Source organism: Stappia taiwanensis (assembly GCF_014635285.1).
Taxonomy (GTDB): Bacteria; Pseudomonadota; Alphaproteobacteria; order Rhizobiales; family Stappiaceae; genus Stappia; species Stappia taiwanensis.
In genome coordinates this window covers 206,795-225,574 of sequence record NZ_BMCR01000006.1, presented here as the reverse complement: position 1 = coordinate 225,574, position 18,780 = coordinate 206,795, and the positions used below count along the sequence as shown (strand labels likewise).

Sequence of the window (18,780 nt, the reverse complement as noted above, 5' to 3'; positions counted from 1 at the left end):
ACCCGCCGCGCCGCGGCGCTCGGACCAACTGCCCCCACCTTTCCGCCTCGCGATCCGGCCCAACTCGTGGCACAACGGAAGGGATCGGGGCGGGCAAGGAAGCGAGGGCCGGACCCTAGGATGACAGGCGATGCGACAGCCGGCGCCCTGCCGGAAACCGAATATGGTGCGGACAACAGCGGCCCCCCGGTGGTGTTCCTGCATGGCTTTGCCGCCGACGCCCTCACCTGGGCCCCGGTGCAGAAATCCCTCGCCCGGAGCCACCACACCCTGGCCCTCGACCTTCCCGGTCACGGCCGGGCGCTGGATTGGCCGCGGATCGGCAATGCCGGCGTTTCCGCCCGGGCGGTGGCCACCACCCTGGACCGCCACGGGTTCGACAAGGTGCACCTGGTCGGCCACTCCATGGGCGGCACCACGGCCGCGCTGGTCGCGCTCGCCCGTCCGGAGCAGGTGGCCAGCCTGACCCTGCTCGCGCCGGGCGGCTTCGGCCCGGAGATCAATCACCGCCTGCTGCGCCGCTTCGCCGCCGCCGTGGAAGCGGAGGAACTGGCAGACCTGCTGGAACAGTTCTTTCATCCGGAGTTCCGGCTGCCGCGCCTGATTGCCCGGCAAACCGCAGCGGGACGCGCCCGGCCCGGCGTGCGCGAAGCCTTGATGCACATCGCCGAGAGCCTGATCGACGGCACCTCGCAAAAGGTGTTGCCGCATGAGGAGATCGCCGGGCTTCCAGCCCCGGTCAAGGTGATCTGGGGCACGGAAGATCGGGTGGTTCCGGCCCATCAGACAGATGGTTTGCCGGCGCGGCTTTCCACCCATCTGTTCGACCGGATCGGCCACATGCCGCATCTGGAAATGGCGCGGACGGTCTGCCAGATCATTCGCCAGCAGACCGCGCGCGGCTAGGGTCAGGCGGCCGGGAGCAGATCGTCGGTGAAGGGTTTGCCGATGGCCCGCCGCGCCATCATGTGCGAGCGCGGATGGTTGACGCTGTCGGCGGCGATCAACCGGCCATCCGCCAGATAGGCGACATAGAACCCGCCGCCCTCCGCCGGATCGCCGACGACCCGTGTCTCGTCATAGCCGTCGGACAGGCCGGCGATCTGCAGCTTGATCGCATACTGGTCCGACCAGAACCACGGCACCGGATCGTAATCCTCCTCCGCGCCGGTCAGTGCCGCCGCCACCGCCTTGGCCTGATCGATGGCGTTCTGAACGCTTTCCAGCCGGATCGAGCGGCCATAGCGGCCGGAGAAGAACCGGGTGCAGTCTCCGGCGGCATAGATCGCCGGATCCGACGTCTGGCCCGCGCCATCGACCAGAATGCCATCGTCCACATCAAGGCCGGCAGCCGCCGCCAACTCGTCGTTGGGGGCCGCGCCGACGGCGACCAGCGCCAGATCGCAAGCGATTTCCTGGCCATCGGCCAACAGGACGCCGCGCACCTGACCGGTCTCATCGCCGGCAAACCCGCTGATCCCGGTGCCCAGCATCAACTCCACGCCATTCTTTCGGTGCAGGTCCTCGAAGAAGGCGGAAAGCGCCGGCGAGACCACCCGCTTCATCACCCTGTCCTGGGCCTCAACCACCACGACCTCATGTCCGAGACTGCGGGCGACCGCCGCCACCTCCAGGCCGATATATCCGGCACCGACAATGGCGATCCGCCCCGGCCGCAGCAGCACCGGACGCATCGCTTCCACATCGGCGATGGTGCGCAGGCTGACCACTCCGGCAAGCTCCGCGCCGGGCAGGGACAGCGTGCGCGGCCGTGTGCCGGTCGCCAGCACCAGCCGGTCGTAGCTGACTGTCTCGCCATCCGACAGCGCCAGCTCGCGGGCGGCACGGTCGATCCCGGTCACCTTCACATCGAAGCGGCACTCGATCCGGTTCTGTTCGTAAAAGGCCGCCGGCCGCAGGTGTAGGGCCTCGTCCTCAATGGCGCCGGCGAGATGTTTTTTCGACAGGGGCGGCCGCTGGTAGGGCGGGTGCGGCTCGTCACCGATCAACACCACCTCTCCCTCAAAACCGCCCATCCTGAGCGACTGGGCAACCTGAGCGCCGGCCTGTCCAGCGCCGACAATCACAATGCGATCCTGCATGGAGTCCCTCTCGGTCGTTTTCCTGTCGCCTAACATGGGGATCGGAAAAAGGCCATGCACGGCAGGGCCCGCGCGACAAATGGCACCGGCGCGAAACACCGCCGCCCTGCATGTGCGAAGCGGTCATCCTCCCCCATACGCTCGGGGAGGGAAACCTGTCAGGAATAGGAGGCTTTCACAGGAGGCTCAGATGCTTAGGCCGCCCGCACACCGTTCAGGAACGCGCCGATCTCCTTGCGCAGAACCGCCGCCTGCGCCCCCAGAGTGTCGGAGAGTTCCCCCACCAGCGCGCCGGTGCCCCGGGCGTGTTCGGTCGCCCGGCTGACCCGTGCCATCGCCTCCGCGCCGGTACCCGCCCGCCCGGAGGCCTCGGCCACATGTTCCGTGATTTCGCCGAGCGCGGCGCTCTGCTGGGCAACCGCACCGGCCACCGAGGCGGCAATTTCGTTCATCTCGCGGATGATCTCGCCCACCTCGTCAATGGCCGAGACCGCTGAGGTCGAGGCGGACTGGATCGCCCCCACCTGCTGGGCGATCTCCTCGGTCGCCTTGGCCGTCTGGCTGGCCAAGTCCTTGACCTCGGCCGCCACCACTGCAAAGCCCCGGCCATGCTCACCGGCGCGCGCCGCCTCGATGGTCGCGTTCAGCGCCAGGAGATTGGTCTGATTGGCGATTTCCCGAATGAGCCCCATCACCTCGCCGATCCGATCGGCGGTGGCGGACAGATCTCCCATCGAGGCGCCTGTTGTCCGGGCGCTCCCCATGGCCTGTTCCGCAACCTCGGTCGACCGGTTGGCCTGGCTGGCGATTTCGGCAATCGAGGCATTGAGCTGTTCCGAAGCGGATGCGGCGGAGGTCACGTTGTCGGCGGCGACCCGCACCGCCTCGCCGGCCCGCGTCGCCTCGCCCGCCGCGCCGTCCGCCGCCTCATCCAGCGTGTCGGACGCGCCCGCCAGATCCGTCGCCGCCTGATCGAGCCGCGACAGCGCGGCCTCCACCGTTGCCTCGAAGCCGGCGATCAGGGTTTCCAGATGCGCCATCCGCTGGTCGCGCGCCGCATTTCCCTCCGCCTGCGCCGCGGCGAGCCGCGCCTGTTCCCGTGCGGTGTCGCGAAACACCGCGACGCTACGCACCATGGCATCGAGCTCGGTGCGGCCCGGCGCCTCCGGCAGGTCGATCTCGGTTTCGCCGGAGGCCAGTCGTTCCATCGCCGCGCGCAACCGGGTCAGCGGCGCGGCAATCGAGCCGCCGATCAACGCCCCGGCACCAAGCAGAACCAGCAGCGTTGCAATCAGGATCCCCGCCATGATCAGGCTCGCCAACTCCCGCCCGCCTGCCAATGCCGTCGCCGCGTCGGCCTTACCGCCATCGGCCGCGCCGGCCAGCGTTTCCAGATAGGGCGGTAGCACATCGAAGAAGGCTTCGAGCCTTTCGACCTGGGCGGTGCGCTCGGTGCCGGCAGCGCTGTAAAGGTCGAAGGCGGCGCGATAGGCGGTCATGGTCTCGCCCAGCGGATCGGCGACCTCCGGCGCGAGCTTCGCCCGGGAGAGCGCCCGTTCGAACCGCCCGGCCGCGACCTCGAAACCGCCGAGCGCCACATCGCTGCGGTCGAGCAGGTAGGCCTTTTCCGAACGCTGAAGATCGATCACCGCAAGGTTCAACTTCGCCGTTGCCGGACCGCGATTGAACCGGGCGAGTTTGGTCACCCGCTGATGCAGCGAGCCGCCGAGGTTGGCAAGATCGCCCAGCGCGCCGCTTTCGCTGTTGAAGCCAAGCTGCTGCTGAACGCCGTGCAACTCGGCGAAAGCTGCATCAATATTGTCAAATGTCGCGGCAACTTTTGTAATTTCTGTCGCGAACGGCGCCGAAACTGGCACCGCCGCAAGCCGCGCCAGTTGCTCCCGGGCACTCGCCAGCACCGCCCCGAACCGGGCATAACCTTCCGCGCCGGGCTCCGCGAGATAGTCCTTTTCCACGATCCGCATGGTTCCGGCGGTTCGCTCCAGATCCTCCACCCCCGAGGCGAGCGCGGCGAAGGCTTCCGCCCGGGTGAAGGCGGTTTCGACCCGGCCCTGGCTCCACCAGAACACCGCGCCGACCGCAGCCAATCCGACCAGCGACAGGCCGATCAGAACAAAAATCCTGATGCGGACCGACAAACGTCCAACTATGCTCACCGACAGCCTGGGGAAACGATACCGCGACACCTTGGACACCTCGCCAGCAACGGATTGCGCAGACCGAAATTTCAACCGAGAGCGTTAAAATCCGATCAACGCCGCAGAGTTCAGGACAAGCTCCTGAGAATCAGCAAGTTTTCACTGCCCCCGCTCCTTCCAGACCGGACCTCCCGCCTTGCGATCACTTCTCGATACCCTGTCTCCCGCCATTTTCGTGCTGCTCTGGTCGACCGGCTTCATCGGCTCCAAGCTTGGTGCGCCCTATATTGAACCTTTCGTCTTCCTGAGCATTCGCTTTCTCTGCGTCATTCCGGTCCTGCTCGTCTTCGCCCTCCTCACCCGCGCCCGCTGGCCGGGCAGCGGGCGCGACATCGGTCATTGCCTCGTCGCCGGAATGCTCATCCATGGCGTTTATCTGGGCGGCATCTTCTTCGCCATCGACCGGGGCATGCCGGCCGGCATCGCCGCGCTGGTGCTCGGGCTGCAACCGCTGCTGACCGCGCTGCTCGCCGGCCCCTTGCTGCAGGAGCGCATCGGCGCGCGCCACTGGCTCGGCCTGGCGGTCGGCGGCTGCGGCCTCGCCCTGGTGGTGCTGCCGCAGCTCGGCGTCGCCGCCTCTGGACTGACGCTGGTCAACGCGCTGGTCTGCCTGCTCGCGGTGATCGGCATGGCCTTCGGCACGGTCTATCAGAAGAAATACGCCGGCGGGCTCGACCTGATGCCGGCCACCAGCTTGCAGTATGTCGGCGCACTGCTGATCACCCTGCCGCTGGCCGCCGGCGAGAGCTGGCGGATCGAGTGGTCGGCGGAGCTGATCATCGCCCTCACCTGGCTGGTGCTGGTGCTGTCGATCGGCGCGATCCTGCTGCTGATGGTGCTGATCCGCCGGGGCAGCGCCGCCCGGGTCGCCAGCCTGTTCTATCTGGTGCCGGTCGCCGCGGCGATCGAGAGCTACTTCCTGTTCGGCGAAACCCTCGGGCCGGTGCAGATCGCCGGCAGCGCCCTGGTGGTCGGCGCACTGCTGATGATCCGGGAACGGCGCATCGGCACCCGGCGCCCCCCCGCCTGAGACCCAAGAAGCCAGGCGGGTGCCCAAGCGGTTCAGGCCGAAGCGGCCGCCTCGGCCTGGCGGCGGCGCCAGCGCAAGGTGGCGGCGTTGAGCTCGCCGCCCAAAACGAACACCATCGACACCAGATACAGGAAGATCAGCGCCGTCATCACACCGGCAAGGCCGGCATAGGTGGAGACGTAATTGGCGAAACCGGCGAGATAGATGCCAAAGGCAACGCCGGAGACCATCCACAGGACCAGGGTCGCCAGCACTCCGGGCAGCACATCGAAAAAGCCACGCCGACCGGCGGGCAGCACAAAATGGGCGACGAACAGCCCCATCAAGGTCAGGATCGAGGCGATCAGATAGCGCGACAGGTTGAGCCGGGCGGTGAACTCCTCCAGGAACGGCGCGTATTTCAGCACCGCCGTCCAGACCAGCGGCGCGAACACGATCAGGAAGGCGAAGGTGATCAGGATCGCCGAGCCGATCAGCACCAGGGCGATCGCCTGCAGCCGCCGGTAGATGAAGCCGCGATTTTCCGGCTCCCGATAAGCCCGGTTGAGCGCCACCCGATAGGCCTCCACCCCGTTGGAGGCGAACCACACCGAGGCGATCACACCGACGGTCAGGAAATCGCCGCGCGGCTCGGTCAGAACCACCGTGATTTCCCGCGCGATCGGCCCGGCGACCTCCTTCGGCCAGGCATCGAACAGCATCTCGGCAATCCGGTCGGCCATGTCGCCCAACCCCAGAAAACCGGTCAGCGCGGCGATGAAGATCAGGAACGGGAACAGCGCCAGCAGCGACGACAGCGCCACATGGCTGGCAATGGCGAACCCGTCATCGCGCGACATTTCCGAAATGGCGTCGCCAATGATCGTTCCAACGGCCTTGAGAATCGAAAAAATGGACATGTGTTCTCGTTTGCGGCAGCGGCCGCCGCCGGTCAAGCCGCCGCCTGCCGTTCATGCCGCATCGCAACCGGCACGAAATAAAATTTCTTGATCCGTCGGTCAAAAGAAGGATTGCTTCGGCCGCGCGGCGCGATACAGTTTGCACCGCAACATAATGCGCAGCAATCGCGCATGAGGTTAATGGAGAGGATGCATGTCGCTAGCGAGCGAATTCGGCGATAACCAGATGGACCGCGCCCTGGAGGAGTTGACCGGCGCCGCCGTGGAGGCCCTCGATGGCCTTCTGGGCGCTGCCGCCGATGCGGTACGGGCGCGGGTCATGGACGGTGGCCGGATTTCCACGGCGAAGATGGACGCGGAACAGCGCGCGACCCACGGTCTGGCCTGGCTGGCAACCTATGTGGAGGCGCTGCGCCAGCTTCATGCCTATGGCAATCGCCTGCGCGAAAGCGGCGCTTTCGGCGAGACCGAGGAGCTGATCACCCGCATCGGCTTTGCCGAATACCTGGCGCAGATCTTCGGCGGCATTCCGATGAACCAGGGCGAGTTCGTCCGCCTTGCCGACCTGGGACTGGACGGGGCTCAGGCAGACCGGTTCCATACGGCTGAGATCGCCGCCCTGATCGCCACCGGCAACACGCCGGCGACCCGCGCCCGGCTTGCCGGGCTGATCCAGCAGCAGGAAGGCGCCTCGCTGTTCGGTGCCTCCGGGCTCGACGAGACCTATGAGCAGGTGCGCGACGAGATGCGCCGCTTCGCCGCCGACAAGGTCACCCCTCATGCCCATGAATGGCACCTGAGCAACAGCTACATCCCGCTCGACGTGATCGCCACCATGGCGGAGCTCGGCGTCTTCGGCCTGACCATCCCGGAAGAGTTCGGCGGCATGGGGCTTGGCAAGGAATCCATGTGCGTCGTCTCCGAGGAGCTGTCGCGCGCCTATATTGGCGTCGGCTCGCTCGGCACCCGCTCGGAGATCGCCGCCGAGCTGATCCTGTGCGGTGGCACGGATGAGCAGAAGGCCAAGTGGCTGCCGCTGATCGCCTCCGGCGAGGTGCTGCCGACGGCTGTCTTCACCGAGCCCAACACCGGTTCGGACCTCGCCTCGCTGAAGACCCGCGCCGTGCGCGAAGGCGATGTGTGGAAGATCTACGGCAACAAGACCTGGATCACCCATCCGGTGCGCGCCGACATCATGACCCTGCTGGCCCGCACCGATCCGAGCGAACCCGGCTACAAGGGCCTGTCGATGTTCATCGCCGAAAAGCCGCGCGGCACCGATGAGACCCCCTTCCCGGCGCCGGGAATGTCCGGCGGCGAGATCGAGGTGCTCGGCTATCGAGGCATGAAGGAATACGAGATCGCCTTCGATGGCTTCGAGGTGAAGGCGGAAAACCTTCTCGGCCAGGTCGAGGGCCAGGGCTTCAAGCAGTTGATGCAGACCTTCGAGGGGGCCCGCATCCAGACGGCGGCCCGTGCGCTCGGCGTTGCCCAGGCCGCGCTTGATCTGGGACTGCGCTACGCCCAGGAACGGGTGCAATTCAGCCGGCCGCTGATCGCCTTCCCCCGCGTGTCGGACAAGCTGGCGATGATGGCGAGCGAATTGATGATGGCCCGCCAGCTCACCTATTTCTCGGCCTGGGAGAAGGATTCGGGCCGGCGCTGCGATCTGGAGGCCGGCATGGCCAAGCTGCTCGGCGCCCGGGTTGCCTGGGCGGCGGCGGACAATGCGCTGCAGATCCATGGCGGCAACGGCTTCGCGCTGGAATACGCGGTCTCGCGCGTGCTGTGCGACGCCCGCATCCTCAACATCTTCGAGGGCGCGGCGGAAATCCAGGCGCAGGTGATCGCCCGGCGCGTGCTGGAACTGCGGGCCTGAACGCCTTCGAAACCGTGAGATAGCCAGCGCGCCCCGGATCCCCGCGATCCGGGGCGCGTTTTTTTGCCTTGTCCCGCCAGTCCGGATCGCGCCCGCTGTGGCTCGCCGGTCCCGCATAACCTCGAAAGAAGCGGAACGAAGCAGCTTTCACAGCGCCTGCACGGATGCCGGAAAACGTCTTTTAGAAGGCCGGCGGCCGCATCCTGACAGGACAGGATTTCACGATTGACGTGTTGGTTGTCGCCATCCTGCCAAAGGTCTCCAGCAACGGATCAAGTTCGCCAATATCCCGAAGCAAGACGCGGGCAACGAAACCATCCTCTCCGGTAACCTTGTCGCATTGGACGATCCTGTCCGTGCTCTGAATCTGCTGTTCCAAGATATGCTGTTTCCCGGGAAACGGCTTGAATCTGACAATAGCCTCTAGGGAATAGCCGAGCGCCGCCGGCGATACCTTCACGGCAAATCCCAGAATAACGCCGGTATCCTGCAACCGTCTGACGCGGTCACGAATGGTTGGCGACGATACGCCCGCCTCATCGGCAAGATCCTTCCAACTGACGCGCGCGTCACAAGCCAGCGCGGTGAGGATCGTCCGATCGAGATCATCCAGCAAAATTTCCATTTTAAACCCAGTTCCATAAACTTCCTTCTGATGTGAAGGATTATACAATTGCCTCCTCTGAAATGAAAAGCACATTGTGGCAAATCCCAGTTAGCTTCTCCGTTGAGGATGTCTCAACACGGGAAAAGATCATGAACTGGATACTTTGGACATCATTCGCCACGGTCTCCATCGTCAACATTGTGACGCCCGGTCCCGCCAACCTGAACACGGTGCGGCGCGCCGTGCAGCTGGGGGGCGCACGTGTCATTCCGACCATCGCCGGAAATGCCTTGGGGCTTGCCGTCGGCGGTGCTGTTTGCGCAGCGGGCATAGCGTCTTTCGTGCTCGCCTCTGAGATTCTCTGGATGCTCTTCCACTGGTTGGGGGTCGGCTACCTCGCATGGCTTGGGTGCAAACTTCTGACAAAGGCCGAGGTGCTCGCATTGGACGAGGCGCCCCAGAGCCCGGTGGGCGCCAAGGCGCTTTTCATGGAGGCATTCCTACTGGCCGCGACCAACCCCAAGGCTTTGCTATTCTATATGGCTCTCTTCCCCCAGACCTTGGACCCGCAGCTTGAGTTGGTGCCGCAGGCGAGCATTCTGGTCCTGACCTATTGCGCTCTCTCCGTCGCCTCCCTCAGCACCTATTCAGCCCTGGCGCACATGCTGCGAAACCGCTTCATGACACAGACGAGATACAACAGGTTCCGCCAACTCTCTGGTGTCGTGCTGCTTGGCTTCGCGGGAAAACTCCTTCTGGGATCGCGATAGAGGAGACCTCGAAAACCGGGCGAAAACCGCTCAACGCATTGCCCCGACCAGCCAGAGCGACAGCACCGGGCAGCCGATCAGAAGCCCCAGCCGGACGATGTCGGCGATCCAGAACGGGGTCACGCCCTTGAAGATGGTCGCCAGGCTGACGTCTTCCAGCACGCTGCGCAGCACGAAGACGTTGAGCCCCACCGGCGGCGTGATCAGGCTGATCTCGGTAACCACCACGACGACGATGGCGAACCAGATCAGCACCAGTTCCGGATCGGCCAGGAGGCCGGTGCCGAAATCGAGCTCCGACACCAGCGGATAGAACACCGGGACGGTGAGAAGGATCATCGACAGGCTTTCCAGCACGCAGCCGAGGATCAGATAGACGACGACAATGGCGGCGATCACCAGCCAGGCATTGACCTCAAGGTCGTAGACGAAGCCGGACAGCGCGTCCGGCAAGCCGGCGAAATTGATGAAGTTGGTGAAGATATCCGCGCCGATGATCAGCACGAAGATCATCGCCGTTGCCCGCGCGCTTTCGCCGATCGCCCCCATCAGCGGCCGCCAGCCGAGCCGGCCGAACAGGGCCGCCAGCGGCAGCGAGGCGCCCGCGCCGATGCCCGCTGCCTCGGTCGGCGTGAAGAACCCGCCGTAAATGCCGACCATGATGATGGCGAACAGGATCACCAGCGCGGCAACGCCGAGCCCGTCGCGCCGGGTCAGCGGATCGAGCTCTTCGGCGGGCGGGGCCAGCGACGGATTGCGCCAGACCGCCACCTGCACGGCGGCGAGATAGAGCACGAGCCCAAGTAGCCCCGGCACGATGCCGGCGATGAACAGCTTGCCAATGTCCGATTCCGTCAACAGCCCGTAGATGATCAGGATCACGCTCGGCGGGATGAGAATGCCGAGCGTGCCGCCGGCGGCGATCGACCCGGCGGCGAGACTGTCGGCATAGCCGTAGCGGCGCATGGAGGGCATCGCCACCTTGGACATGGTGGCGGCGGTGGCCAGCGACGAGCCGCAAACGGCGGAAAAGCCACCGCAGGCGATCACCGAGGCCATCGCCAGCCCGCCGCGCATGCGCGCGGTCGCGTGATTGGCCACCGCGTAAAGACCGTGGCTGATGCCCGAGCGCGCCAGCACATTGCCCATGAAGATGAACAGCGGCACCACCGAGAGCGAATAGGCAAGGCCGGCATCGAACACCAGCGTGCCGGTCATCGCCAGCGCCGCATCCAGCCCGCGCATCAGGGCAAAGCCGACGAGACCGACCAGCGCCATGGCGAAGGCCACCGGCATCTTCAGGAAAATCAGCAGCAACAGGACCGCAAAACCGATCAGGGATTCCGTCATGAAAGCTTCCGTTCAACGCGGGCGAACACGCAGTGCCTGCAGCGCCGCCGACAGAGCGCTGATCGCGCAGGTCACGGCGGCGAGAAAGGCCACGGGGGAAAGGGGCAGGGACAGGGAGTTGGTGACCGTGCCATCCTCGGCAAGGCGCAGGCCATGGACGAACAGGCGCCAGGCAAACACCGCCAGCACCAGCGCCGTCAACAGGCCGGTCACCGGCCGCGCGGCGCGGGCGATCCGTCCGCCGGCCACCATGTCGAGCAGGTCCACCTCCACATGTTCGCCGCGCCGGGTGGTCAGCGGCAGGGCCAGGAACACCAGCGTGGCGAGAAAGATCTCGGTCAGCTCATAGGCCCCCGGCAGCGGCGCGTCATAGGCATAGCGCGCCACCACATCGATGCAGGTGACAAGGGTCAGCGCCAGCAGCAAGGTACCGCCGGCCACCGCCAGCCCCCGGTCGAGCGCATCCCACAGGGAGCGGCGCGGGCGCCGTCCCCCGTCAGGGTCAGGCTGCACGCCCGGAGCGTTTGGGGATGTCATCGCGTGCCCGGCCCGCCTAGTAGGCAACGCCGGTGCGGGCGCGAAGATCGGCCAGCGCCGCCGCCCCATCGAAGCCTTGCGCCGCGACCGCCTCGGCCCAGGCCGCCTCATGGCGGGCCGCGGCCTCCTTGATCGCCGACAGAACGGCGTCATTGGCCGCGTAGACCTCAATGTCGGTGCCCGCGACCAGTTCCGCGCCGCCGGCATCGGCCGCATCCCACACCGCGCCGGCCCGTTCGGCGAAAGCCGCACCGGAAAGCTCTTCCAGCGCTGCCTTGTCCTCATCGGACAGGGCATCCCATTTCGCCTGGTTCATCACCAGGAACCAGGAGGTGTTGTACATGCCGCCGGGCACGGTCATGGTGCTGGTCAGGTGATCGGTCAGGCGGAAGGCCTTCAGCGCCTCCATCGGGAAGGTGACCCCGTCGATCACCCCACGCGACAGCTTTTCATAGACCTCGCCCGGCCCCATGAACTGGGTGGTGATGCCCAGATCCTGCGACAGCGCGGCGATATAGCCGCCGGGGGTGCGGATCTTCAGCCCGGCGAAATCCTCCGGGCTCTCGATCTTGCGCCGGTTGTTGTGGAACATGCCCGGACCATGGGCGAACAGGCCGAGCAGCTTGACCCCCTCATGTTCGCCCTGGGCATCGAGCTGGCCGCCATAGACGTCCCAATAGGCCTTGGAGACCGCCACCGCATTGTCGCCAAGGAAGGAGAACTGGCCGATGCGCGAGCGCAGGAACCGGTCGTCCTTGGTGAAGGAATGCAGCCCGTAGGTGATATCCGCGACCCCATCGCGGGCCAGATCGTAATGGGCCGGCGGCGCGCCGAGCGGCTTGGCCAGCACCCGCACCTTGACCCGGCCATCGGTTGCCTTCGCCACATCGCGCGCCCAGGGCTTCATCACCTTGGCGACGATCGGATGCTTGGGCGGCAGCCAGGACGACAGCACCAGCGTCGTCTCCGCCTGCGCGGCGGGGACCGCGAACCCGAGCGTCGCCGCGACCGCGACAAGCCCTCCCGTTACCAGTCCGGCGAACCTCTTCATGACATCCCTCCCTTGGCGCCGGCCTCCCATTGGCGCCGGCCGGCGCACAGCATCTCTCCCATCCCCTGTCCCTGAACGGGCGAGGCTCCAATTAGTTGCAGATGCAACTTTTTCAGGAAACGGAACCTGCGTCAAGTTGTCCGCTGGCTTGCGGCAAAGCCAGTGGCACCTGCGCAAAACGCAAGGCAGACCGCGAGCCGGAATTCGCGGGGATCTTGAGGAAAGGAATCGACTGCGGCGCCGGGAGACAGTTGCGGGCCGCTACCAGTGTTCCCCGGGCAGCGGGTCGACCGGGAACCGCCCCTCGGTGTGGCCGCCGCCGGCGCCATGACGGCCGGTGAGCGGATAGGCCTCCTCCACCAGATAGGGACCGCCGCCGACGCTGGCGCGCGAGGAGAACAGCACGAAGCGACCCGCAGTGAAGCTCGGCGCCTGGAAGCTGCCGCGCTCGGCCAACCAGCGCGCCACATCCGAGGTGCTGGAGGCACGGCAGCGGGCCAGCGTCAGATGCGGCGTATACTTGCGCCGCTCCGGCGGAAGACCCAGCCGCTGCAAGATGCGCTCCTGTTCCGCCTGCAGCTCCATCAGCTCCGGCGTCGGCTCGACCCGCGCCCAGACCGCATGCGGCTTGCCATTGCCGAAGGAGCCAAGCCCGTCGAGCCGGACCGTCACCGGCTCCCGCCGGATGCGGTCGAAGGCCGCGACCACCTCGTCGGCCATCCGCTCGTCGATGTCGCCGATGAAGCGCAAGGTGATGTGATAATTTTCCGGATCGATCCAGCGCGCGCCACGCAGGCCGCCGCGCAATAGGGAGAGCATGAGACCGATGTCTGACGGGATCTCAAGCCCGGTGAACAGTCGAGGCATGGTGTTCCCCTCCGCTGTCGCCGATACCCTATCAGGACCGCAATCGGCATTGCCGACAAGGAAAAACATAAAATCGATTGAAATCAGCTTGTTAAATTCTGTCCGCCCCGGCCGCCCCCCGGCGACGACACCGCCGCCGGGTTCGCGAATCAGTTGATCGCCCGGCGCTGCCCACGCCGGACAAGGCTCACGGACAGGGGCTGCCGTGACGCTGGAACAGCCCGTTGATGCGCGCTTCCAGCTCCGCGTCGATGGTCACGTCGAGCGCGCCAAGATCGTGTTCGAGCTGGCCGAGCGAAGTGGCGCCGAGGATCACCGAGGTGGTGAACGCGCGGCTCTGGGCAAAGGCGATCGCCAGTTGCGCCGGCGAGATGCCGACCTCCTCGGCAAGGTCGAGATAGGCGTCGATCGCCTCCGCTGCTCCGGGCTTCTCGTAGCGGCTCAGCCGGTCGAACAGGGTCTTGCGCGCGCCGGCCGGCAGGGCGCCATTGCGGTACTTGCCGGTGAGATACCCCTGCCCCAACACCGAATAGGCAAGCAGGCCCACATCCTCGCGCAGGGCGATTTCCGCAAGCCCGCCCTCGAAGGTGCGGTTGACCAGCGAATAGGCGTTCTGGATCGAGGCCACGCGCGGCAGGCCGACCCGCTCGGCGGCGGCCAGATAGCGCATGGTGCCCCAGGGGCTTTCGTTGGACAGGCCAATGTGCCGGATCTTGCCCGCCGCCACCAGACCGGCCAGCGCCGACAAGGTCTCCTCGATCGGGGTTTCGTCCGCCGCCTGAGCAGGGTTCTCCCAGATCGTCGGATTGGAGCCGAAGCAGGTGACCTCCCGGTCCGGCCAGTGCAACTGATAAAGGTCGATGTAATCGGTCTGCAGCCGGCGCAGGCTCTTGTCCACCGCCTCGGTCAGTTGCGCATGGGTCAAACGCCCAGGCACGCCGCCCTCGCGGAACCAGGTGTTGCCCGTGCGCCCCACCGCCTTGGTGGCGATCACCACCGAGGCACGATTGCCCCGTGCCTTCATCCAGTTGCCGAGGATTTCCTCGGTCCGCCCCTGGGTCTCCGGCTTCGGCGGGATCGGGTAGAGTTCGGCGGCGTCGAACAGGTTGATGCCATGCGCCAGGGCGGCATCGAGCTGGGCATGACCTTCCGCTTCGGTGTTCTGCTCGCCGAAGGTCATGGTGCCGAGGCAAAGGCTGGAGACGAAAAGGTCGGTGCGTCCGAGACGGCGCTTTTCCATGTGTCTGTTTTTCCTGTGAAATGTTCAGATACGTTGGCAGTTTGAGACGGGGGCGCGGCTGGGCCGCGGCTCAGCCGCCGGAGGCGCGCGCCCGGGAAATCAGCTCCTCGACGCTGGGCAGGATGCCCTTGACCATCAGCCCGACGCCGGCGCCGGTCGGATGGATGCCGTCGGCCTGCACCGTTTCGGGAGAGATCGGCACTCCATCGAGGAAAAAGGGGTAGAGCAACGCGCCCTGTGCCTCGGCCACCGCCGGAAATACCGCGTCGAAGGCATCGGCATACTCATCGCCCAGATTGCGCGGCGCCTTGATGCCGGCGAGCAGCACGGGCAGGCCGCGTGCGCGCAAGGCGCCGACGATCTGCTCCAGATTGGACCGGGTGGTGGCCGGCGGCAGGCCGCGCAGGGCATCGTTGCCGCCAAGCGCGACAATCACCGCATCGCTGTCCGCCCCGACCGACCAGTCGAGCCGGGCAAGACCGCCGGAGGTGGTGTCGCCGGAGACCCCGGCATTGACGACGGCGACCTGATGGCCGCGCGCGCGCAAGGCGGCCTCAAGCTGCGCCGGGAACGCCTCCTCGGGGGGAAGCTGATAGCCGGCGGTCAGGCTGTCGCCCAGCGCGACGATGGTCAGGACCTCCGCCGCAGGGGTCTCCTTGGCGAGCGTTTCGGCGCGCACCGCGCCGCCGCCAAGCCCGAACGCCGCCAGCGCGCACAGGGCGAAAAATGTATCTTTTCGTATCAAGCCGCCTGATCCTCTGGACGCTGCCGCCGGTGTTTCCCATATCGGCGGTTTGAGCGATTGCCATGACCGCCATATGACCATGGAGCCTTTCGCCATGGTCGGCACACCGCCTATATAGGGTTATCCATGACCGACCGACCAGCCTCGGCGCCTCTCATTTCCCTCAAAGACGTGCATCTCAGCCTCGGCCGCGACGCCGGACGGGTGCATATCCTCAAGGGAATCGACCTTGACGTCGCCGCCGGGCGCTCTCTCGGCATCATCGGTCCGTCCGGGTCCGGCAAGTCCACGCTGCTGATGGTGATGGCCGGGCTGGAGCGGACCGACCGCGGCACCGTCCGCGTGGCGGATGCCGACCTGACCGCCCTGTCGGAAGACCGGCTCGCCCGGTTTCGCGGCGAAACGGTCGGCATCGTCTTCCAGTCCTTCCACCTCATTCCCAACATGACCGCGCTGGAAAACGTCGCCATCCCGCTGGAGCTGTCCGGGGTACGCGGCGCCCATGACAGGGCGCGGGCGGAGCTGGCCGCCGTGGGACTGGAACAGCGGCTCCATCACTACCCGGCGCAAATGTCCGGCGGCGAACAGCAGCGCGTTGCCATTGCCCGTGCGCTGGTGACCCGCCCGCCGCTGCTGCTGGCGGACGAGCCCACCGGCAATCTCGATGAGACCACCGGCGCGCAGATCATCGAGCTGATGTTCCGTGTCTCGCGCGAGCGCGGCATGACCCTGGTGCTGGTGACCCACGACAGCGCCCTGGCGAAACGCTGCGACGATGTGATTCGCGTGCGCTCCGGACGGATCGAAATGCTCGATGCCGCCTCCTCTCCCCGACCAGCGCCCTCTGCGGACATGCCCGCCCCCGCTCCTGCGGATGGGACCTGAGCCATGCACGCACCCGTCACCGGCGCCCCGCGCCCTGCCGCCCGCCCGTCTCTCGCGCTCGCCTGCCGTTTTGCCTTTCGCGAAATGCGCGGCGGCCTGCGCGGCTTTTATATCTTCATCGCCTGCATTGCCCTCGGCGTTGCCGCCATCACCGGCGTGACCTCAGTCTCCCGGGCGCTGACCGAAGGCATCGCCGCCGAGGGAACCTCGATCCTGGGCGGCGACCTCGCCGTTCGCCTGATCCACCGCAAAGCCTCCGCCGAAGAGGCCGAATTCCTCGAAAGTCTGGGCGATGTCTCACGCATCGCCACCTTGCGGGCGATGACCCGCGCACCGGACCAGGACGAGCAGACGCTGGTGGAGTTGAAGGCGGTGGATGGCGTCTATCCGCTCTATGGCGATTTTCGCCTGACCGGCGGCGGCGATCTCGACGCCGCCCTGCGCCGCGATGGCGATGTCTGGGGCGCGGTGGCTGAGGCGGAACTGCTGGCCCGCCTTGGCATCGACACCGGCGACGAAGTGCAGCTCGGCCGCGCCCGGGTCCGGATCACCGACACCATCGCCGCCGAGCCGGACCGGCTGAGCGGCGGCATCAATTTCGGCCCGCGTCTGATCATCTCCGATGCGGCCATCGAGGACACCGGCCTGATCCAGCCCGGCAGCCTGGTGCGCTGGCTCTACCGGGTCCGGCTCGAAGGCACGGCCAGCGACGCCCGGGTCGCCGCCATCGTCGGCCAAGCCGGCGAGCGCTTTCCCGATGCCGGCTGGCGCATCCTGTCGCGCGACAACGCGGCACCGGGACTACAGCGCAACATCGGCCGGCTGGCGCAGTTCCTGACCCTTGTCGGCCTGACCGCGCTGATCGTCGGCGGCGTGGGCGTCGCCAATGCGGTGCGCGCCTATCTCGACGGCAAACGCCCGGTGATCGCCACCTTCCGCTGCCTTGGCGCCGATGGCGATTTCGTCTTCCGCGTCTATCTGGTCCAGATTCTGGTGCTGACCGCCGTTGGCGTTGCCGCCGGTCTGGTGCTGGGCGCGCTCATTCCCTTCGCCGCCGCCGGTCTCCTGTCCTCCCTGCTGCCGATCAAGACCGTTGCCGCGCTCTACCCCTCCGAACTTGGCCTCGGCGTGCTCTACGGCTTCCTCACCGCGCTGACCTTCGCGCTCTGGCCGCTGGGCCGCGCCCATGACGTGCCGCCGAGCGTCTTGTTTCGCGACGATGTCAGCAGCACCCGCCGGCTGCCGCGCCGGCGCTACCGGCTCGCCACGGGGCTCGCCGTTCTGGTGTTGGCCGGTCTGGCCATCGGCCTGTCCGGCGACCTGCGCATCGCCCTTGTCTATGTCGGCGCCACCGGCGTCGTCTTTGCCCTGCTGGCGCTGATCGCCCGGCTGATCATGGCCACGGCCCGCCGCCTGCCGCGCGCCCGTTCCACCGGCCTGCGCCTTGCCATCGGCAACATCCACCGGCCCGGCGCCCTCACCCCCTCGGTGGTGCTTTCACTCGGGCTGGGTCTGTCTCTGCTGGTGACGCTGGCGCTGATCGACGGCAATCTGCGCCGCGAGCTCGGCACCGCGATTGCCGGACGCGCCCCGAGCTTCTTCTTCGTCGATGTGCAGAACAACGAACGCAGCGCCTTCGACACCCTGCTGACCAGTGCGGCCCCGGAAGCGCGGATCGACGGGGCGCCGATGCTGCGCGGCCGCATCACCGCGCTGAACGGCATCCCCAGCGACCAGATCAAGCCGGCCGAAGGTGGGGCCTGGGCCCTGCGCGGCGATCGCGGCATCACCTATTCCCCTGAGCTTCCCGACAACTCCACCCTGAGCGAGGGCAGTTGGTGGGCGCCGGACTACTCCGGCCCGCCGCTTGTCTCCTTCGAGGCCGAGGTCGCCGAGGCGCTGGGTCTGGCCCTTGGCGATACGGTGACCGTCAATGTGCTTGGCCGGCCGATCACCGCCGAGATTGCCAACCTCCGCAAGGTGGAGTGGCAATCCCTGGCCATCAACTTCGTCATGGTGTTCTCGCCGAACACCTTCGCCGGTGCGCCGCACACCCACCTGAGGACACTCACCTATGAGAATGGCGCCAGCGAGGACCGCGAGCTGGCGCTCCTGAAGACCGTGGCCAAGGCCTACCCGACCGTGACCTCGGTCCGGGTCAAGGACGCCATCGAGCAGGTCAACGCGCTGGTCGCCCAGCTTGCCTGGGCCATCCGCGCCGCCGCCTCGGTGACCCTTGTCGCCTCGGTGCTGGTCCTGGGCGGGGCGCTGGCCGCCGGTCATCGCCACCGGGTGCATGACGCGGTGGTGCTGAAGACCCTCGGCGCGACCCGGCGCCGGCTGATGGGCGCCTTCGTGCTGGAATACGCGATCCTTGGCCTGGTGACAGCGCTGTTCGCGGTGGTGACCGGCACGCTCGCCGCCTCCTTCGTTCTTGTCGAGGTGATGGACGCCAGCTTCACCTTCCTGCCGGCAACCGCCACGGGTGCCGCCCTTGCCGCCCTGGCCCTGACCGTCGGCTTCGGCCTGATCGGCACCTGGCGGGTGCTCGGGCGCAAGTCCGCCCCCGTCTTGCGTAACTTGTAAGATGCTGAAAATC

The 18,780-nt window shown here is 66.7% G+C and carries 16 protein-coding genes; 6 read left to right on the top strand and 10 right to left on the bottom strand.

The annotated features are described in order from the left end of the window. Positions 1 to 120: 120 nt before the first annotated feature. Positions 121 to 906: an alpha/beta fold hydrolase gene (locus tag IEV83_RS15215; protein WP_181759577.1), complete on the top strand. Its 786-nt coding sequence runs from the start codon at positions 121 to 123 to the stop codon at positions 904 to 906. A 2-nt stretch (positions 907 to 908) separates the two neighbouring features. Here IEV83_RS15215 and IEV83_RS15210 read toward each other — a convergent pair whose 3' ends face one another. Beyond that, complete coding sequence (locus tag IEV83_RS15210; RefSeq protein ID WP_181759578.1) at positions 909 to 2,102, bottom strand: NAD(P)/FAD-dependent oxidoreductase; 1,194 nt, start codon at positions 2,100 to 2,102, stop codon at positions 909 to 911. 194 nt (positions 2,103 to 2,296) lie between these two features. Next, positions 2,297 to 4,261 (bottom strand): methyl-accepting chemotaxis protein, encoded by a 1,965-nt coding sequence (locus IEV83_RS15205; RefSeq protein WP_209003188.1) that lies wholly within the window; start codon positions 4,259 to 4,261, stop codon positions 2,297 to 2,299. Between the two features lie 196 nt (positions 4,262 to 4,457). On the opposite strand from IEV83_RS15205, the gene IEV83_RS15200 reads away from it, so the two are divergent. Then, entirely contained in the window at positions 4,458 to 5,351 is an 894-nt protein-coding gene (locus IEV83_RS15200) for a DMT family transporter (RefSeq protein WP_209003187.1), read from the top strand. A gap of 32 nt (positions 5,352 to 5,383) precedes the next feature. On the opposite strand, the gene IEV83_RS15195 is transcribed toward IEV83_RS15200, so the two are convergent. Beyond that, positions 5,384 to 6,250 carry a YihY/virulence factor BrkB family protein gene (locus IEV83_RS15195; RefSeq protein ID WP_181759579.1) on the bottom strand — a complete coding sequence of 289 codons (867 nt, stop codon included), beginning with the start codon at positions 6,248 to 6,250 and terminating at the stop codon, positions 5,384 to 5,386. A 226-nt stretch (positions 6,251 to 6,476) separates the two neighbouring features. Here IEV83_RS15195 and IEV83_RS15190 point away from each other — a divergent pair, with 226 nt between their 5' ends. Next, a complete protein-coding gene (locus IEV83_RS15190) occupies positions 6,477 to 8,129 on the top strand; it encodes an acyl-CoA dehydrogenase family protein (RefSeq protein ID WP_209003195.1) in 1,653 nt (550 codons plus the stop codon). Positions 8,130 to 8,310: 181 nt separating this feature from the next. On the opposite strand, the gene IEV83_RS15185 is transcribed toward IEV83_RS15190, so the two are convergent. Next, positions 8,311 to 8,754 (bottom strand): Lrp/AsnC family transcriptional regulator, encoded by a 444-nt coding sequence (locus tag IEV83_RS15185; RefSeq protein WP_371873471.1) that lies wholly within the window; start codon positions 8,752 to 8,754, stop codon positions 8,311 to 8,313. A 131-nt stretch (positions 8,755 to 8,885) separates the two neighbouring features. Here IEV83_RS15185 and IEV83_RS15180 point away from each other — a divergent pair, with 131 nt between their 5' ends. Further along, the gene (locus IEV83_RS15180) at positions 8,886 to 9,506 is read left to right on the top strand and encodes a LysE family translocator (RefSeq protein ID WP_181759581.1); all 621 of its coding nucleotides are present in this window, start codon (positions 8,886 to 8,888) and stop codon (positions 9,504 to 9,506) included. Between the two features lie 30 nt (positions 9,507 to 9,536). Here IEV83_RS15180 and IEV83_RS15175 read toward each other — a convergent pair whose 3' ends face one another. From IEV83_RS15175 to IEV83_RS15150, 6 genes are all read right to left on the bottom strand, one after another. Next, positions 9,537 to 10,856, bottom strand: coding sequence for a TRAP transporter large permease (locus tag IEV83_RS15175; RefSeq protein ID WP_181759582.1), 1,320 nt, complete (start codon positions 10,854 to 10,856; stop codon positions 9,537 to 9,539). 12 nt (positions 10,857 to 10,868) lie between these two features. Further along, positions 10,869 to 11,393 (bottom strand): TRAP transporter small permease, encoded by a 525-nt coding sequence (locus IEV83_RS15170; protein ID WP_181759583.1) that lies wholly within the window; start codon positions 11,391 to 11,393, stop codon positions 10,869 to 10,871. 16 nt (positions 11,394 to 11,409) lie between these two features. Further along, positions 11,410 to 12,444, bottom strand: a complete 1,035-nt coding sequence (locus tag IEV83_RS15165) for a TRAP transporter substrate-binding protein (protein WP_181759584.1) — start codon at positions 12,442 to 12,444, stop codon at positions 11,410 to 11,412. Positions 12,445 to 12,705: 261 nt separating this feature from the next. Then, positions 12,706 to 13,311 carry an RNA 2',3'-cyclic phosphodiesterase gene (gene thpR, locus IEV83_RS15160; RefSeq protein WP_181759585.1) on the bottom strand — a complete coding sequence of 202 codons (606 nt, stop codon included), beginning with the start codon at positions 13,309 to 13,311 and terminating at the stop codon, positions 12,706 to 12,708. Between the two features lie 187 nt (positions 13,312 to 13,498). Then, positions 13,499 to 14,551: an aldo/keto reductase gene (locus IEV83_RS15155; RefSeq protein WP_181759586.1), complete on the bottom strand. Its 1,053-nt coding sequence runs from the start codon at positions 14,549 to 14,551 to the stop codon at positions 13,499 to 13,501. 70 nt (positions 14,552 to 14,621) lie between these two features. After that, on the bottom strand, positions 14,622 to 15,296 hold the full coding sequence (locus tag IEV83_RS15150) for an arylesterase (protein WP_244628201.1): 675 nt from the start codon (positions 15,294 to 15,296) through the stop codon (positions 14,622 to 14,624). Between the two features lie 126 nt (positions 15,297 to 15,422). Here IEV83_RS15150 and IEV83_RS15145 point away from each other — a divergent pair, with 126 nt between their 5' ends. After that, positions 15,423 to 16,181, top strand: coding sequence for an ABC transporter ATP-binding protein (locus tag IEV83_RS15145; protein ID WP_181759588.1), 759 nt, complete (start codon positions 15,423 to 15,425; stop codon positions 16,179 to 16,181). A 3-nt stretch (positions 16,182 to 16,184) separates the two neighbouring features. Beyond that, positions 16,185 to 18,767, top strand: coding sequence for an ABC transporter permease (locus IEV83_RS15140; RefSeq protein WP_181759589.1), 2,583 nt, complete (start codon positions 16,185 to 16,187; stop codon positions 18,765 to 18,767). The last annotated feature ends 13 nt before the right edge of the window (positions 18,768 to 18,780 follow it).

Excerpts from the sequence above, each read along its gene's own strand:
- IEV83_RS15165 (WP_181759584.1), bottom strand. The coding sequence starts at position 12,444 with ATGAAGAGGTTCGCCGGACTGGTAACGGGAGGGCTTGTCGCGGTCGCG.
- IEV83_RS15155 (WP_181759586.1), bottom strand. The coding sequence starts at position 14,551 with ATGGAAAAGCGCCGTCTCGGACGCACCGACCTTTTCGTCTCCAGCCTT.
- IEV83_RS15215 (WP_181759577.1), top strand. The coding sequence starts at position 121 with ATGACAGGCGATGCGACAGCCGGCGCCCTGCCGGAAACCGAATATGGT.
- IEV83_RS15195 (WP_181759579.1), bottom strand. The coding sequence starts at position 6,250 with ATGTCCATTTTTTCGATTCTCAAGGCCGTTGGAACGATCATTGGCGAC.
- IEV83_RS15170 (WP_181759583.1), bottom strand. The coding sequence starts at position 11,393 with ATGACATCCCCAAACGCTCCGGGCGTGCAGCCTGACCCTGACGGGGGA.
- IEV83_RS15145 (WP_181759588.1), top strand. The coding sequence starts at position 15,423 with ATGACCGACCGACCAGCCTCGGCGCCTCTCATTTCCCTCAAAGACGTG.
- IEV83_RS15175 (WP_181759582.1), bottom strand. The coding sequence starts at position 10,856 with ATGACGGAATCCCTGATCGGTTTTGCGGTCCTGTTGCTGCTGATTTTC.
- IEV83_RS15140 (WP_181759589.1), top strand. The coding sequence starts at position 16,185 with ATGCACGCACCCGTCACCGGCGCCCCGCGCCCTGCCGCCCGCCCGTCT.
- thpR (WP_181759585.1), bottom strand. The coding sequence starts at position 13,311 with ATGCCTCGACTGTTCACCGGGCTTGAGATCCCGTCAGACATCGGTCTC.
- IEV83_RS15190 (WP_209003195.1), top strand. The coding sequence starts at position 6,477 with ATGGACCGCGCCCTGGAGGAGTTGACCGGCGCCGCCGTGGAGGCCCTC.
- IEV83_RS15185 (WP_371873471.1), bottom strand. The coding sequence starts at position 8,754 with ATGGAAATTTTGCTGGATGATCTCGATCGGACGATCCTCACCGCGCTG.
- IEV83_RS15210 (WP_181759578.1), bottom strand. The coding sequence starts at position 2,102 with ATGCAGGATCGCATTGTGATTGTCGGCGCTGGACAGGCCGGCGCTCAG.
- IEV83_RS15180 (WP_181759581.1), top strand. The coding sequence starts at position 8,886 with ATGAACTGGATACTTTGGACATCATTCGCCACGGTCTCCATCGTCAAC.